The sequence below is a fragment of the Sulfitobacter sp. genome (genome assembly GCF_036961165.1).
Lineage (GTDB): Bacteria > Pseudomonadota > Alphaproteobacteria > Rhodobacterales > Rhodobacteraceae > Sulfitobacter.
The window spans coordinates 175,925-189,895 of the sequence record NZ_JBALVJ010000002.1 but is presented as its reverse complement, the minus strand read 5'-3'; the positions used below and the strand labels follow the sequence as shown (position 1 = coordinate 189,895).

General features: G+C 58.1%; 16 protein-coding genes. 10 read left to right on the top strand and 6 right to left on the bottom strand.

Annotated elements, in window-relative coordinates; genetic code table 11:
- The first annotated feature begins 3 nt into the window (after positions 1 to 3).
- Both V7730_RS02150 and lpxK read left to right on the top strand, forming a co-directional pair.
- On the top strand, positions 4 to 1,236 hold the full coding sequence (locus V7730_RS02150) for a 3-deoxy-D-manno-octulosonic acid transferase (protein WP_335745936.1): 1,233 nt from the start codon (positions 4 to 6) through the stop codon (positions 1,234 to 1,236).
- Positions 1,236 to 2,228 carry a tetraacyldisaccharide 4'-kinase gene (lpxK, locus tag V7730_RS02145; protein ID WP_335745935.1) on the top strand — a complete coding sequence of 331 codons (993 nt, stop codon included), beginning with the start codon at positions 1,236 to 1,238 and terminating at the stop codon, positions 2,226 to 2,228. Before V7730_RS02150 ends, lpxK begins: the two co-directional genes overlap by 1 nt.
- A gap of 3 nt (positions 2,229 to 2,231) precedes the next feature.
- Here lpxK and V7730_RS02140 read toward each other — a convergent pair whose 3' ends face one another.
- Genes V7730_RS02140 through V7730_RS02130 form a run of 3 tightly spaced genes read right to left on the bottom strand, consistent with a single transcriptional unit; the run spans position 2,232 to position 4,583 of the window.
- Positions 2,232 to 3,344: a CaiB/BaiF CoA transferase family protein gene (locus tag V7730_RS02140; protein WP_335745934.1), complete on the bottom strand. Its 1,113-nt coding sequence runs from the start codon at positions 3,342 to 3,344 to the stop codon at positions 2,232 to 2,234.
- Entirely contained in the window at positions 3,344 to 4,027 is a 684-nt protein-coding gene (locus V7730_RS02135; protein WP_335745933.1) for a DsbA family protein, read from the bottom strand. Before V7730_RS02135 ends, V7730_RS02140 begins: the two co-directional genes overlap by 1 nt.
- A gap of 46 nt (positions 4,028 to 4,073) precedes the next feature.
- Positions 4,074 to 4,583 carry a DUF721 domain-containing protein gene (locus tag V7730_RS02130; protein WP_335745932.1) on the bottom strand — a complete coding sequence of 170 codons (510 nt, stop codon included), beginning with the start codon at positions 4,581 to 4,583 and terminating at the stop codon, positions 4,074 to 4,076.
- Between the two features lie 188 nt (positions 4,584 to 4,771).
- Between V7730_RS02130 and V7730_RS02125 the strand changes: the two genes are divergently transcribed.
- The 3 genes from V7730_RS02125 to V7730_RS02115 are packed head-to-tail and all read left to right on the top strand — an operon-like array spanning position 4,772 to position 7,470.
- Entirely contained in the window at positions 4,772 to 5,806 is a 1,035-nt protein-coding gene (locus V7730_RS02125) for an A/G-specific adenine glycosylase (RefSeq protein ID WP_443070178.1), read from the top strand.
- Between the two features lie 29 nt (positions 5,807 to 5,835).
- The gene (locus V7730_RS02120; protein WP_335745930.1) at positions 5,836 to 6,987 is read left to right on the top strand and encodes an alkane 1-monooxygenase; all 1,152 of its coding nucleotides are present in this window, start codon (positions 5,836 to 5,838) and stop codon (positions 6,985 to 6,987) included.
- Between the two features lie 60 nt (positions 6,988 to 7,047).
- On the top strand, positions 7,048 to 7,470 hold the full coding sequence (locus tag V7730_RS02115) for a response regulator (RefSeq protein ID WP_335745929.1): 423 nt from the start codon (positions 7,048 to 7,050) through the stop codon (positions 7,468 to 7,470).
- Positions 7,471 to 7,900: 430 nt separating this feature from the next.
- Here the strand turns inward: V7730_RS02115 and V7730_RS02110 are convergent, their stop codons facing one another.
- The 3 genes from V7730_RS02110 to V7730_RS02100 form a co-directional block, all read right to left on the bottom strand.
- Positions 7,901 to 9,001, bottom strand: a complete 1,101-nt coding sequence (locus V7730_RS02110) for a site-specific DNA-methyltransferase (protein ID WP_335745928.1) — start codon at positions 8,999 to 9,001, stop codon at positions 7,901 to 7,903.
- Positions 9,002 to 9,107: 106 nt separating this feature from the next.
- On the bottom strand, positions 9,108 to 9,722 hold the full coding sequence (locus tag V7730_RS02105; RefSeq protein ID WP_335745927.1) for a ribonuclease HII: 615 nt from the start codon (positions 9,720 to 9,722) through the stop codon (positions 9,108 to 9,110).
- A 147-nt stretch (positions 9,723 to 9,869) separates the two neighbouring features.
- Positions 9,870 to 10,382, bottom strand: coding sequence for a hypothetical protein (locus V7730_RS02100; protein ID WP_335745926.1), 513 nt, complete (start codon positions 10,380 to 10,382; stop codon positions 9,870 to 9,872).
- 170 nt (positions 10,383 to 10,552) lie between these two features.
- Here V7730_RS02100 and V7730_RS02095 point away from each other — a divergent pair, with 170 nt between their 5' ends.
- From V7730_RS02095 to V7730_RS02075, 5 genes are read left to right on the top strand one after another with little or no spacing between them, the layout of a single operon-like run.
- Entirely contained in the window at positions 10,553 to 10,843 is a 291-nt protein-coding gene (locus tag V7730_RS02095; protein ID WP_335745925.1) for a hypothetical protein, read from the top strand.
- Positions 10,815 to 11,519 carry a winged helix-turn-helix domain-containing protein gene (locus V7730_RS02090; RefSeq protein WP_335745924.1) on the top strand — a complete coding sequence of 235 codons (705 nt, stop codon included), beginning with the start codon at positions 10,815 to 10,817 and terminating at the stop codon, positions 11,517 to 11,519. The genes V7730_RS02095 and V7730_RS02090 overlap by 29 nt, the downstream gene beginning before the upstream one ends.
- Before the next feature lie 28 nt (positions 11,520 to 11,547).
- Entirely contained in the window at positions 11,548 to 12,105 is a 558-nt protein-coding gene (locus V7730_RS02085) for a hypothetical protein (RefSeq protein ID WP_335745923.1), read from the top strand.
- Positions 11,987 to 12,763 carry an HpcH/HpaI aldolase/citrate lyase family protein gene (locus V7730_RS02080; RefSeq protein WP_335745922.1) on the top strand — a complete coding sequence of 259 codons (777 nt, stop codon included), beginning with the start codon at positions 11,987 to 11,989 and terminating at the stop codon, positions 12,761 to 12,763. Before V7730_RS02085 ends, V7730_RS02080 begins: the two co-directional genes overlap by 119 nt.
- Positions 12,760 to 13,944: an MFS transporter gene (locus tag V7730_RS02075; protein ID WP_335745921.1), complete on the top strand. Its 1,185-nt coding sequence runs from the start codon at positions 12,760 to 12,762 to the stop codon at positions 13,942 to 13,944. Before V7730_RS02080 ends, V7730_RS02075 begins: the two co-directional genes overlap by 4 nt.
- The last annotated feature ends 27 nt before the right edge of the window (positions 13,945 to 13,971 follow it).

The following is a 13,971-nucleotide window of genomic DNA, read 5'->3' as shown; positions in this document are numbered from 1 at the left end:
GACATGGCTGGTTCGCTGGGTCTGTCTGCATACCGCGCACTTGCGCGGCGTGGCGAGGCCCGGTTACCTACCTTTCAGATCGCGCGCCCAGCGGGCGAATTGCAGTGGCTTCACTGCGCAGAGACGGCCGCTTTTATTGCGGTTCAGGATCTAGCCCAGCGTCAAATTGCCAGTCGCCCTGGCCTGAGTGTACTGATCTCCCTCACCGCGATCCCGCGTGAGAGTGGCCCCGAAAGCGGACCACGTCCAAAAGGGGTCTACCTGACAGAGATATGCGACGAACATCCTGCCAGCGTGACTGCCTTTCTTGAGCATTGGGCGCCGGATTGCTGCGTCTGGACATGGGGTGGTTTGCGACCGAATTTGATACTGGCCGCAGCGGAACGGCACTGCCCTCTGTTTCTGATCAACGCCGATACCGTTGGCTTTGACGGTAGACGGGAACGGTGGCTGCCGGATGTGGCGCGCAACCTGCTGCCCCTGTTCACCACGGTCATGGCCCGTACTCCTGCCGCCGCACGGCGACTGATGCAGTTGGGTCTAGACAAAGATGACGTAGAAATCACCTCGCCATTGCAAGCAGGCGGGCAAGCCCTCCCCTGTAATGAGACGGACCTTGCCGATCTTTCCACCGCCTGTGTCGGCCGCGCGATCTGGTTTGCCAACGGGGTCCAGCCAGAAGAGCTGCATACTGTTCTTGCGGCTCATCGTCAGGCTCTGCGCCTTTCGCACCGCTTGTTATTAGTACTGCGCCCATCAGGCAGCCTGACGTCGCAGGATGCTTTCGAGCAGACCCGCCAGCAAGATTTTCGCGTTCTTAGTTGGGATGACGGCAACTACCCCGACGAAACAACGCAGGTGCTCATCTCAGAGGACCCGCGCGATGTCGGATTGTTTTACCGCGTTGCCCCTCTGTCCTTTCTCGGTGGGTCACTGGTGGCAGGACAAGACGGCGTCGATCCGCTTGAGGCCGCCGCTCTGGGTTCTGCCATCTTATACGGGCCACGTGTTGGGCGACATCTTCAAAGCTATTCGCGGCTTGCGACTGCTGGGGCTGCGCGGATCATCAATGACAGCGCTGCGCTGGGGATGGCCGTGACGCGTCTGATCGCACCGGATCAGGCTGCGATGATGGCGCATGCCGGCTGGGACGTAATTAGCGAAGGCGCCGTCCTGATGGACCGTATCACTGATCTGATACAAGACACGCTGGATGCCGAGCAGGTGTTGAACTAATGCGCGCACCCGATTTCTGGCACAAACCCCGCCCCGGACTCCGCGCACGCCTGTTGCAACCTTTCGGCGTGCTATATGCAAACGCCACGGCGCGCAGGCTTGCGCAAGGCACGCGCACAAAGATGAACGTTCCGGTGATCTGCGTGGGAAACATCAACGCGGGCGGCACCGGCAAAACCCCCACCGTCATCGCCGTGGTCGAACGTCTGCGCGACCTGTATCTTGAGCCGCATATCGTGTCGCGCGGCTATGGCGGCACTCTTGAAGGGCCCGTACGCGTTGACCCGTCCCGCCACACGGCCAATCAGGTTGGCGATGAACCGCTGCTACTGGCCGCTTTCGCCGAAGTCTGGGTGGCCCGCGACCGCGCCGCAGGAGCCGCCGCCGCACAGGAGGCGGGCGCAAAGGTGATTGTGCTGGATGACGGGTTTCAAAACCCTGCGCTGACCTATGATCTCAGCATCGTTGTCGTGGACGCGCAGAAGGGGTTCGGCAACGGCTTGTGCCTACCCGCTGGCCCCCTGCGCGAACCCGTTGACACAGGGCTGGCGCGCGCTGATCTGCTGCTCTCGATCGGGGATGAGGCCGCCCAACAGGCGTTTGACACATCCATTCTGCCCAGTGGTCTTGCCCATGTACGCGCAGCGCTGGAGCCGCTGCAAACTGGCATGGACTGGACAGATACGCCGCTACTGGCATTTGCGGGGATTGGTCATCCGGAGAAATTCTTCAACACGTTGCGCGGCCTTGGCGCAACCTTGATCCATGCAGAACCGTTGGAAGATCACCAACCGCTGACAGGCGCCCTTTTGACACGGCTGGAGGCGGACGCTTTTGCCAAAGGTGCGCAGCTGGTCACGACTGAAAAAGACGCCGTTCGTCTGCCGCCAGCGTTTCGTACCAAGGTCATTACCCTGCCGGTTCGCCTGAAAATGCCACCCGAGAACGCCCTGTGGGACGCGCTGAAAACGATCACTGACAGCGCGGCCTAGGGTTCAATCGTCCTCGCCCAGTTTGGGCGAAGGACGATGCAGGGACAGCTCTGCGCCAGAGAACTTGAACGGAGAGTTGATACCCGGCACACCGTCAATCTCGATCTGCATGCCACGCGCTTTGACCTGTGGGTCGTTGAACATGTCTTCCATAGAGTTGATTGGGCCTGCGGGCACGTTGTTGGCCTCGCAAGCGGCCAGCAGATCATCGCGGGTACGCAGGCGCGTCGTCCCTTCCAGACGTGCATTCATCGCCAGGCGGTTTGCCACGCGGTCTGCGTTTTTGAGGTAATCGGGATCGGTCGCCATGTCGTCGAGTCCCAGTAGGTGACACAAACGCTGGTACTGTCCGTCATTGCCTGTGGCGATAATCAAATGGCCGTCCGATGTCTCGAACACTTCATAAGGCGTCAGGTTCGGATGTGCGTTACCCATACGAGTGGGCGCCTTGCCAGAGGTGAGATAGTTCATGCCCTGATTACCGGTAATCGCCACAGCGCAGTCCAGAAGCGCCATGTCGATATGTTGTCCAACGCCGGTAGTGTTCCGCTGATAGACCGCTGCAAGAATAGCTGTGGTCGAATAGATGCCCGTGAAGATATCAGTGATCGCCATACCATGCTTTTGTGGCTGGCGGTCCGGCTCTCCGGTGACGGACATCAGGCCGGAAATACCCTGAATGATGAAATCATATCCGGCACGGTGGGCGTAGGGGCCCGTCTGCCCGAAGCCGGTGATCGAACAATAGATCAGTCGCGGAAACCGCTCTTTCAGGCTGGCATAGTCCATGCCGTATTTGGCCAGACCACCCGTTTTGAAGTTTTCGATTATGATGTCTGCATCTTCCAGCAGGTCCAGCATCTTGGCCTGACCCTCGGGTGTGCGCAGATCCACCACCACGGAGGCTTTGCCCCGATTGGCCGAGTGGAAGTAAGAGGCAGAGCGGTCCTCGCCACGCTCGATGAACGGTGGCCCCCATTGGCGCGTATCATCGCCATCGGGGCTTTCCACCTTGATCACGTCAGCGCCAAGATCAGCAAGCGTTTGACCGGCCCATGGACCAGCAAGAACACGGGCCAGCTCAATAACCTTGAGCCCAGCAAGCGGCGCCGCCATCAGCCGGCCAACGCTTTGTCGATTATTTCCTTCATCTCGGCATACGCCATGTTGGCATACTTTTTACCGTTGATGACAAAGCTGGGCGTGCTGTCGATATCGTCCGCTTCGGCGTTTTCTTGGTACCAAGCAACCAGCGCTTGCGCCTGTTCACCGTCCTGCAAACACGCCTCAAGCGCGTCGTTGTCCAGTCCGGCCAAACGACCGATCTTGCGCAGTTCTTCCACAATCGCCGCAGGCTCTCCCGCGCGGGTCCACTGGGACTGGCCAGCATAGATCAACTCTGCAATGCCAAAGAACTTCTCGGGACCACCACAGCGCGCGACAAGAGATGCCCAAAGACCGAAGCGGTCAAAGTAGACTTCGCGGTACACAAAACGGATTTTGCCGGTGTCGATGTATTCTGACTTCAGCTGCTTGTAGGGGCCGGTGTGGAAGGAGGCACAATGCGGGCAAGTGAAGGAGGCGTATTCCATCACCTCGACCGTCGCCTCAGGATTGCCTGAAACCATATCCATGATACCCGAGGTATCGACATCACCACTGGCGGTCTGGGCATTTGCGGCACCAGGCAGCGGCGCATCAGGGAACGCCACGGTTGTGCTGCTACGGTTGCTGGTCATGTACCAGCCGCCAAGGCCGATGACTGCGGCAGTGCCAAGGAGGATGTTTCTGCGGTTCATGTTGTCATTCCTTCGATCAGTATTGCTTTGAGCCTGCGATGCATACTCAGCGGTTGTTCTTGTTCAATATGTTTTCGCCCAGGCGGGCAAGGGCATCGCGCAAACTGTTATCTCCAATCTGCGCCGCAGTCTGTGTGGCCTTTTCCCGCAAGGCGGGATCAGGGACCGGGGCGGCCTTTTTCGGGGCATGTTCAAACGCCACGCGTCCTTCGGAAAAACCTGTGGCAGCTGTTTGCGTCACCCGCACCCGCGCAATGGCGTTGTAGCCATAGACCGCGTTCACACGTGTGCGCAGTTGCTCTTTTTGCATTTCCAGCACAGGGGCATTGGCACCCGTGGTCAGCAAAGTCAGCGTCGCGCCCATGCCGCCACGTCCGTAAGACACCTCAACCGGGCGGGACATTGCAGCAGCTTCTTCTCCAACCACCTCGGCCCAATTGGTGAGCAAGCGTGATTGGGCAAAGCCCCGGCTTTCGGACACCTTGCGGATTTTGCCGCTAAGCAGGCTGGCTGTGCGGGCGAATCCCTTTGTGGTGGTCGTGCGGCGGGGCGGCATGGCGCGTACTGCTTTCTTGTGCTTGCGGTGGCAGAACGATGGACACCACGCTATATCTAATATTCGGCATCATAGCGCATGGTAGCGGCCCTGCCACGTCGCAATTCAGGATTGGTTCATAAACAGTGCGTGACAAAGATAACATATCTGTAATCTTGCTGGGTTGGTACGATGCGAATGCGCGCGAAATGCCTTGGCGGGTTGGCCCGCAAGCACGCAAGGCCGACGTGCGGCCTGATCCCTACGCCGTCTGGATGAGCGAGATCATGCTGCAACAGACCACTGTTGCCACAGTGAAGAATTATTTCCGACGTTTCATCGCGCGCTGGCCCACAGTGCGCGATCTGGCCGCCGCGCGCGATGCGGACGTGATGGCAGAATGGGCAGGCCTTGGATATTATGCACGTGCGCGGAATCTGCTCAAATGCGCCCGCGCCGTGGTGGACGAACATGGTGGCGTCTTCCCTGCCGACCATGCCGCCTTGCTTAATCTGCCCGGTATCGGGCCATACACGGCGGCGGCGGTGTCATCGATCGCGTTTGATTTGCCTCACGCGGTTCTTGACGGCAACGTCGAGCGCGTAATGGCGCGGATCTACGACAACCACACGCCGCTTCCCAAGGCAAAACCGATTCTGATGGAATATGCCCAAGGGCTCACCCCCGCCAAACGGCCCGGCGATTATGCGCAAGCCGTGATGGATTTGGGCGCGACCATCTGCACACCAACATCCCCCGCCTGCGGCATCTGCCCGTGGCGGGAACCCTGCGCTGCACGGTTGGCAGGCACCATGTCGGAATTACCAAAGAAAGTCCCCAAGAAGGCTAAACCGACCCGTCATGGCACCGTCTATCTTGGCCGCCGCGCCGATGGTGCGTGGCTGTTAGAGACGCGGCCCAAAAAAGGCTTGCTGGGCGGCATGCTTGGTTGGCCGGGATCCGATTGGGTCGACACAACGCTGCCCCACCCTGATAGCGCTCCGCCCGTTGCGGGCGATTGGGAAGAGCATGAAGGCAGCGTGCGCCATACATTCACGCATTTCCACCTTATCCTGCGCATTATGACCGCCGACCTTGGCCATAATACTGAACCAAATCAAGGTACGTTTATGGAGCAAACCAAGTTTGCCCCGTCGGACCTGCCGACGGTCATGCGCAAGGCATTCGACCTGCTGCATCAAGACGCAACGCCACATAAAAAAAGGCGCGGCTCCCTGCTATGATTCGCGCGAACAACAGGTAAGTCCAGACTATGACCGAAACGGCAAATCCGATCCCCCCGAACGAGCTTGCAAAGATCAGCCGCGCGCTGCCCTTCTGGCTATCTCTGGTGCTGGTGCCGCTGACATGGATTTCTGCACTTTACGGAGGTTGGACACTGGTACTGGTGCCGGTCGCCACGTGGTATCTTTTTTCAGCGCTAGATGCAGCGTTGGGCCTGAACACCGAAAACGCCGATCTGTCTGCGAATGAGTCGGACATGTACTGGTACAAGGCGATCACCCTCATTTGGGCACCGGTGCAGTTTGTGCTACTGGCAAGCCTGTTGTGGTATGTGCCGCAGGCCGAACATTTGAACACGGCAGAGCGTATTGGTGTGTTCTTCGGTATCGGGGTTCTGACCGGCACTGTCGGGATAAACTACTCTCACGAGTTGATGCACCAGAAAAGCAAGCTTGAGCGCTGGATGGCTGACGTCCTGCTGGCAATGACGCTGTATTCTCATTTCCGGTCAGAGCATATGCTGGTGCACCACCGCTACGTTGCTACCCCGCGTGATCCGGTGACGGCACGTTATAATGAAGGGTTCCATCGGTTTTACCCCCGCGTTCTGCGCCAGTGCTGGTTCAGCGCCTTTCTTGCGGAAAAGGCCATGCTTGAGCGCAAGGGCCTGCCATGGACCGATCCCGCCAACCCATTCTGGCGCTACTGGGCGCTACAGGCGAGCTTCCTAGTGCTTGCAGTTGTGTTGGGTGGCTGGTCTGGACTGGGGCTGTTCGCCGTGCAGGCCAGCGTTGCGATCTGGCAGCTGGAGCTGGTCAACTACATCGAACATTACGGCCTGACCCGCAAACATCTGGGCAACAGCAAGTATGAGCATGTCCAGCCGCGCCATAGCTGGAACGCGGCGCACAGAGCGTCAAACTGGCTCCTCATCAATCTGCAACGCCACTCCGACCACCACTACAAACCCGATCGCCGATTTCCAGTTTTGCAGAACTACGGACCCGACGAAGCGCCGCAACTCCCTTACGGATATCCCGTGATGACCATGCTGGCGATGGTCCCCCCTTTGTGGCGGCGTGTGATGAACCCGCGCGTGCGCCGTTGGCGGCAGATGTACTACCCCGAAATCAACGACTGGCGGCCCTACAACCGCGCCGACAATCCCCTGCCCCGATAAGACCCTCTTTACTCTTTTCTGGGATACCCAAGGGCGCGCTCAAGCGAATAGGGGATTCTCATGCAATACCACGACGCTGTTGATCACACCGGCAACGGGATCTGCCTGATCATTGAAGACAGCCAGTTTGACCAAGAGATGATGACGCGCGTCATAGGTCGGTCCCAAGGGAAAATGCGGGTTGAGGTTGCAGCCACGCTCAATTCCGCCCGCAAGGCTTTGGAAGCGGGGGAATTCGCGCTTATTCTACTGGACAACAATTTGCCGGATGGGATCGGCGCAAACTTTGCGTTGGAACTGGCAGCTGACCCGAAACACGCCTCTATCCCCGTGATCATGGTGTCCGACTGGCCCACCCCTTTCATGTGGGAAAAGGCGGCGTCGGCGGGGGTGCTGTATGTCGTGAATAAATCAGAATTCGGGGTCCGCTACGTGGAGCAGGCCCTACGCAATGGCGTCCGCAAACGACCAAGGCTGAACTGACCAGCGGCCACATAATATCTCTAAGTGTTCCATGCCGTGGCTTGTGGCGCAGCCTGACGCGTCTTAGGTTCTCACAATGCACCTCATGATGTTCTTTTTGTCCGCGGCACAATTGCTAACTTTTCCTTTGCTTTCGATATCCGTGATCGCCAGCTTTCTGTTGAGCTTTGGGTTAAATGGACTGAGGGGAGTTCTCAAACGCCCCATCGGGTCTGATCCCGCCTCAGCAGTTCCTTTCGATCGATGGCTACACAGACTTAATAGGGCTGCCCTCATTGGCTTTTTAATCTGCCTCGCACTGATCTTTGGTTTAAGTCTCCTGAAATAAAAAAGCCCCGCCATAAAGGCGGGGCCAAGGTGAGTGTCATCAATGCGCTCCTTCATTAGGAAGGCGCAGTGACACTGGCGGTGTTCGAATGTGTGGGGTCGATCAGGCTTGCATTTCTGCTCTGATCTGCTGGCGCAGCACGTCGATTGAAACGCGCTTACCTTCTTTTTTATAGCACCAGTATGTCCAGCCATTACAGCTTGGCGCGCCTTCAAGGGCAGCACCGACCTGATGGATAGATCCTTTAATGTCATCGCCAATCAGCGTGCCATCGGCGCGCACTTTGGCTTTGTGACGGTTGTTCAGGGAATAGAGGTTTTCACCCGGACGCAACATGCCACGCTCAACCAGTTGGCCGAATGGCACGCGTGGCTCAGCACGTTTGGACGTAGACGTCTGAAGCGCCTCATTATCGAATTTCCGCACAGATGCGATCCGTTTTGTCGCCACCTTGCGGTAAGCTTCTTCCCGCTCGATCCCGATGAAATCACGACCCAGCATCTTGGCCACGGCCCCTGTTGTGCCTGTACCAAAGAAAGGATCAAGAATCACGTCACCGGGGTTGGTAGAACCCACCAGAACGCGGTGCAACAGGCTTTCGGGCTTTTGCGTTGGGTGCGCTTTGTCGCCATGCTCGTCCTTCAGACGCTCATGACCGTTGCAGATGGGAAGAACCCAATCACTGCGCATCTGGATGCCTTCGTTCAGCGCCTTGAGCGCCTCATAGTTGAAGGTGTATTTGCTGGCTTCACTCTTACCGGCCCAGATCATCGTCTCGTGAGCGTTGGTAAAGCGTTTGCCGCGGAAGTTCGGCATCGGGTTAGACTTGCGCCAAACCACATCGTTGAGAATCCAGAAGCCCAGATCCTGCAAAGTAGCACCAACGCGGAAGATGTTGTGGTAGCTACCGATTACCCAGATCGCGCCGTTCGGCTTGAGCAGGCGACGGGCGGCTTTCAGCCACTCACGGGTGAATTTGTCGTACGCGGCGAAGCTGTCAAACTGATCCCAGTCGTTGTCGACGGCATCCACTTTGGAGTTGTCCGGACGATGCAGATCGCCGCGCAACTGAAGGTTATAGGGGGGATCAGCGAAGATCAGATCAACGCTTGCCTCGGGAAGTGAGTTCATCACTTCTATACAGTCACCGTCAAGGATCATGTTCAGGGGAAGCGCATGCGCTTCCTTCTTTTTTACTGTCATTGCTCTGCCTCATTGCCCGGTGCATTTTTGCACTCATTGGTTAGCTACTAAGATGACGCCAGAGTGATTCGTGGTCAATTTGTTTATTAAATCAAAGTATTAAGAATTAATCTTGCCACAATATGTTGTGTACGGGTTTGAACGAACGTCTATGGTGTGGGGTTACGCCCAAATTCTGAAGCGCGGATATGTGGCTTTTTGATCCATATCCCATGTTGGTCTCCCAGCCATATCCGGGGTGCTGTTGCGCCAAGGACAACATGACATAATCTCGACATATTTTAGCCATAATTGAGGCAGCCGAAATGGAAACAGAACGGGCATCTCCCTTGATGATTGTTTCTGCCGGAAGGGCTAATCCGCGCGGCATCATGTTTCCGTCGATCAGACAATAGTCGGGCGGAGTTTTGAGCCCTTCCAGCGCGCGCACCATCGCAATGTGGCTGGCCCGTAGGATGTTATGTTCGTCGATTTCCTCCACCGTCGCGTGCGCGATCGATACGTCGGCGACCTCCATGATCTGCGCGTAGAGCGCCTCGCGCTTTTTATGAGTCAGCTTTTTGCTGTCGTTCAGGTCGGGGGGGATGCGCGCGGGGTCAAGCACCACAGCCGCGGCTGTTACCGGTCCCGCCAACGGCCCCCGGCCAACCTCGTCCACACCAGCAATCCGCGCATATCCGCGCGCTTGGACAGCGGTCTCAAATGAATAATCAGGTTCCATGGCAGCCGAGAAACCGGATGCGGCCGTTCGGCGCAAGAGAAAAGGGAGAGATGCCCGAACATCTCTCCCTTCCCTGCTCCCATGCGAGGAACGTTTCGCATGAGCTCCGGCGCGAAAGCGGTGATACTCCGCGCGCCGAATTCGATATCAGCCGTGCGCGAGGCTATAGCCGTTGCGGCGCAGGCAGCGCGCGTCGTACCCGGCCCGTTTGCCCCGATCGGTACGAATGGTCATGGCGCAGCTCTGCGGCAGCCAGTTTACGGGGCGGTAATTGCGCTCAAGGCAACGACGGCCGAACATGTGCGCACGGCCCTGACGGGTATCAAAGCTGCGCAGGCAGTTCTGAGGCAATTGCTTGCGGTTTATTCGCTGCGGCAGCGGTCTGGGCTGCACTGTACCGCGATGCCGCACAACCTCTTTGCGGCGCTCTTTATATACCTTCTTCTTTTGAACCGGAGCGCGATGGGTCTTACGCTCATCCTTTTTATCCTGCTTTTTGTCGTGGATAATCGCTCCGACCACAGCCAGGCCCAAGATCGTGGCCACGATGCGGGCATTGCGCCGGTCATCGGCATGGGCCGGTGCTGCTGCAACGGTGGTCAAGGCTATCGCGACAGCGGTGACTGCGCCGATCAATCGAATGGGAAACATAAAGCGCATGAGAGTGTTCCTTTCGGTATGAGTGCGGCACGCTGTCCGTGCTGCAGTGTGAAACCAAAATGGGGCCATGGGGCAAAGACAGGCAATAACGCCCGCCTGTTATCGGATAACCATCACGCTACAGGTGGCCGGATATTGTATATCAGGCAGGAAAGTCGCATCGTCGCTTCATGAAACACAAACTTCTCACCGCTTGCATTGTACTGCTGGTAGGCCTTGGCGGGCCCGCCTTGGCCGCAGATTGCTATGCTGACTACAAGGCCAAACAGGACAATCCGCTGCGGCTGCATTATGGTGTGGCCGCGGTGAACGGACAGTGTACCAAAGCCGCCGCGCGCAGCGAGCTCGCAAAGCGCCTTGGCGCGCAGGGGTGGAAACTGCTGAATGTAGTGTCTGTCTTTGGCCCCGATGGATTAGCACAAAGGAAAGATAGTGCCGGATCAAACTTCCTCCGCTTCTGATATCCGCCGCAGCGGTGGCCGCCTTGTGGCAATCGGTATCTCGGCAGTTGCCGTTTTACTGGTGCTGGGCGCTGTGGTGTTGTTGTGGGCGCTGCCCGATGCCAACGCCTTTAACGCGCGGGTCGAACAAATATTTGTCGAGAACGACAACCTGACCTCGGCTGCCGAGATCAAGCTGTTGGAGATCCTTGCGCAGTCGGGCACCGCCTTTTCCGATACGCTGACCAACTATCGCGTGTTGATCGGCGTGCTGCTGATATTTGCCGCCGCGATGCTGGTGGCTGCTGTGGTGTTCCTGATGCTGCTGATCACTTTCAATCGCCGAATGGCCCAGATCGAACGGACGGGGATTCAGGTTTCATCTCTTCTTATCAGCCGCGAAGAGAATAAGGTCTACCTCAACAACCTCGGCTTTAAGCTGACCCAAGCGGCGATGGAAACATTGGCCGTGCTGGCAGAGGCGCGGATGGATGATGACATTTTGACCGGCTCTGAAATCGAGGGCGTGATCTCAGGCCGTACCGCCGCCGATTGCGATGAGGCGGCAGGTGCAACGCGGATCAAGCGGCTCCGCGATACGCTGGGCAACCAGATGGTGAGCGAACTGCTGGTCAAGAACATCGCGCGGCGCGGCTATATGCTGGCCATCGACAAGGACGTGATCAAAGTCCTGTAGATCGGCGCCAGCACGCAAGAGAGGTCTTATGAACAGACGACAATTCAATGCATCACTGGGAGCATTTGGCACTGCGGCAACACTCCCTATGGCCGCCATGCCATCTGCCGCTGTGGCCGCGCCTGCTGTCTCTACTTCTACCTACAAGTGGGCGCAGCTGATTGTGGGCGCGCAGGCAAAGGCCGATCCTGCCATGTTATCGCGTTTGCTGCGCCTGTCGCCCGAGATCGCGCCAGGGGTGTTTGATAAGCTGATCCGCGACGGGGTGTTGCGCACTCCCGGAGTTGCGGGCGTTGCGCGGGCGGTGCAACCCGTTCGAGCCATTGGCCAAAGCGTGACTGGCCCCACTGACCTTCGTCGCCAGTTGAGGGCGGTGTGGAACAATGCGACCGAAGACGCGCAGCCTCTGGTCATTGAGGATGATCCGGCGCTAGGGTGCGGCAACACTGCCGAAAAGGAAAAGCCCGATGCCAGCACCACTGAACCCCTTCAAGAAAGCTCTCGCCGAGGGCGAAATGCAATTCGGCTGCTGGTTGGGGCTGGCCGACACCTTTTCCGCCGAGATGATGGGCCAAGCCGGTTTTGACTGGCTGGTAATCGACGGAGAACATGCGCCAAACGATCTGCGCTCGACCGTTGCGCAGTTGCAAGTGCTTGCCGCTACCGATTCCCATGCCGTTGTCCGCGTCCCTGTGGGCGAGACATATATGCTCAAACAAATTCTGGATGCTGGTGCACAAACGGTGCTGGTCCCAATGGTTGAAAGCGCGGATCAAGCGCGCCAACTGGTGCGTGATGTCACCTTCCCGCCACATGGTGACCGCGGCGTTGGCTACGCGCTGGGACGCGCCGCGCAGTTTAGCACGATCACCGATTACGGCACCACAGCAGACGCGCAGATTTGCCTGCTGGTGCAGGTGGAAAACCGGCGGGGTCTGGCCGCACTGGATGATATCCTTACGGTTGAGGGCGTGCATGGCGTGTTCATCGGCCCTGCCGATCTGGCGGCAGATTTGGGCCATATGGGCAATCCGGATCACCCAGACGTCCAAGCGACGATCATGGATGCGATCAAACGGATCAGGGCCGCTGGAAAAGCCCCCGGCATCCTGTCTACCCGCGACGGAATGACCGATGATGCCATCGCGGCTGGCGCGCTGTTTGTCGCTGTGGGTGCAGATGTACTAATTCTCGGCAACGGCGCGCGCGCGCTTGCGGAAAAATGGCAGGCGACCAAAGAATGAATGCTGGTATCGCTCTACTGGCTTTCGCCTATGTCCTAAGCCAGTTTTTTCGCGCCTTTCTTGCTGTTCTGAGCCCGTTTTTGGGCACAGACATCGGCGCTACACCTCAGGATCTCGCTTTTGCCTCCGGCATGTGGTTCCTGACCTTTGCTGCTATGCAGCTGCCCATCGGTTGGGCACTGGATACGGTCGGTCCAAGACGCACTGCCGCGGTGCTTTTGCTGCTGGGCGGAGGCGGCGGTGCCGCAGTTTTTTCGCTGGCCGCCACGCCTGTACATCTGGCGATCGCAATGTCGTTGATTGGGGCTGGTTGTGCGCCTGTACTGATGGCTTCTTATTATATCTTTGCGCTGGATCACCCGCCCGTGCGGTTTGCCTTCCTTGCCGCGCTGATGGTGGGGGTTGGGACATTGGGCAATATTGTTGCTTCCTACCCCACGACGATCGCAGCCGAGACGATGGGATGGCGCGCAGCACTCTGGGGACTTTGCGCGCTGTCATCGGCCACCGCTGCGGGCATCTGGTTCGCCGTGCGCGATCCCGAAAAAGAAGCCAGCGCCCAAAGGGGCAGCTTTGCCGAGGTTCTGCGCATCCGCGCACTATGGTTCATCTTTCCCCTGATGCTGGTCAGCTATGCCGAAGTTGGCGCGCTGCGCGGGTTGTGGATCGGTCCCTACCTCACCGAAGCTTTCAACGCCGAACCGCGCCTGATCGGACAGGCGAGCCTTGCCATGGGCATCGCGATGGTGATCGGTCCGATGGCCTACAGCCCGCTGGACCGGATCTTTAACACGCGCAAATGGGTGATCTTCATCGGCAGCTTTGGTGTGCTACTGGCCACTATTGGCGTCATTGTTCTGGCGGAGACGTCGGTGCTGTGGATCATCGCCCTGATGTGCGTCATCGGCTTTTTCGGCTCCACTTATCCTGCCATCATGTCGCACGGGCGCAGCTTGTTGCCGCGGCATCTGGTCGGGCGGGGCGTGACACTTCTCAACCTGTGCAGCATCGGCGGCGTTGGCATTGCCCAATTCGTGACGGGCCGTATCTATGCAGCCAATACGCCTGCAAAATGGGAATCACTGCCGTTCGTGATGATTTTCATGTTCTTCGCAGCGGCATTGGCTGTAGGTCTGGTGATCTATCTTTTCTCGACAGACACCAAACCGAACGAGGCATGACACCCAGCCCCTTTCCATAGGCTGCAA

Bases quoted from the DNA above. Each gene is read 5' to 3' on its own strand.
- V7730_RS02120 (WP_335745930.1), top strand. From the start codon at position 5,836: ATGACCGAAACGGCAAATCCGATCCCCCCGAACGAGCTTGCAAAGATC.
- V7730_RS02125 (WP_443070178.1), top strand. From the start codon at position 4,772: ATGCCTTGGCGGGTTGGCCCGCAAGCACGCAAGGCCGACGTGCGGCCT.
- V7730_RS02130 (WP_335745932.1), bottom strand. From the start codon at position 4,583: ATGCCGCCCCGCCGCACGACCACCACAAAGGGATTCGCCCGCACAGCC.
- V7730_RS02075 (WP_335745921.1), top strand. From the start codon at position 12,760: ATGAATGCTGGTATCGCTCTACTGGCTTTCGCCTATGTCCTAAGCCAG.
- V7730_RS02095 (WP_335745925.1), top strand. From the start codon at position 10,553: ATGAAACACAAACTTCTCACCGCTTGCATTGTACTGCTGGTAGGCCTT.
- V7730_RS02080 (WP_335745922.1), top strand. From the start codon at position 11,987: ATGCCAGCACCACTGAACCCCTTCAAGAAAGCTCTCGCCGAGGGCGAA.
- V7730_RS02150 (WP_335745936.1), top strand. From the start codon at position 4: ATGGCTGGTTCGCTGGGTCTGTCTGCATACCGCGCACTTGCGCGGCGT.
- V7730_RS02085 (WP_335745923.1), top strand. From the start codon at position 11,548: ATGAACAGACGACAATTCAATGCATCACTGGGAGCATTTGGCACTGCG.
- V7730_RS02110 (WP_335745928.1), bottom strand. From the start codon at position 9,001: ATGACAGTAAAAAAGAAGGAAGCGCATGCGCTTCCCCTGAACATGATC.
- V7730_RS02100 (WP_335745926.1), bottom strand. From the start codon at position 10,382: ATGCGCTTTATGTTTCCCATTCGATTGATCGGCGCAGTCACCGCTGTC.
- V7730_RS02105 (WP_335745927.1), bottom strand. From the start codon at position 9,722: ATGGAACCTGATTATTCATTTGAGACCGCTGTCCAAGCGCGCGGATAT.
- lpxK (WP_335745935.1), top strand. From the start codon at position 1,236: ATGCGCGCACCCGATTTCTGGCACAAACCCCGCCCCGGACTCCGCGCA.
- V7730_RS02140 (WP_335745934.1), bottom strand. From the start codon at position 3,344: ATGGCGGCGCCGCTTGCTGGGCTCAAGGTTATTGAGCTGGCCCGTGTT.
- V7730_RS02115 (WP_335745929.1), top strand. From the start codon at position 7,048: ATGCAATACCACGACGCTGTTGATCACACCGGCAACGGGATCTGCCTG.
- V7730_RS02135 (WP_335745933.1), bottom strand. From the start codon at position 4,027: ATGAACCGCAGAAACATCCTCCTTGGCACTGCCGCAGTCATCGGCCTT.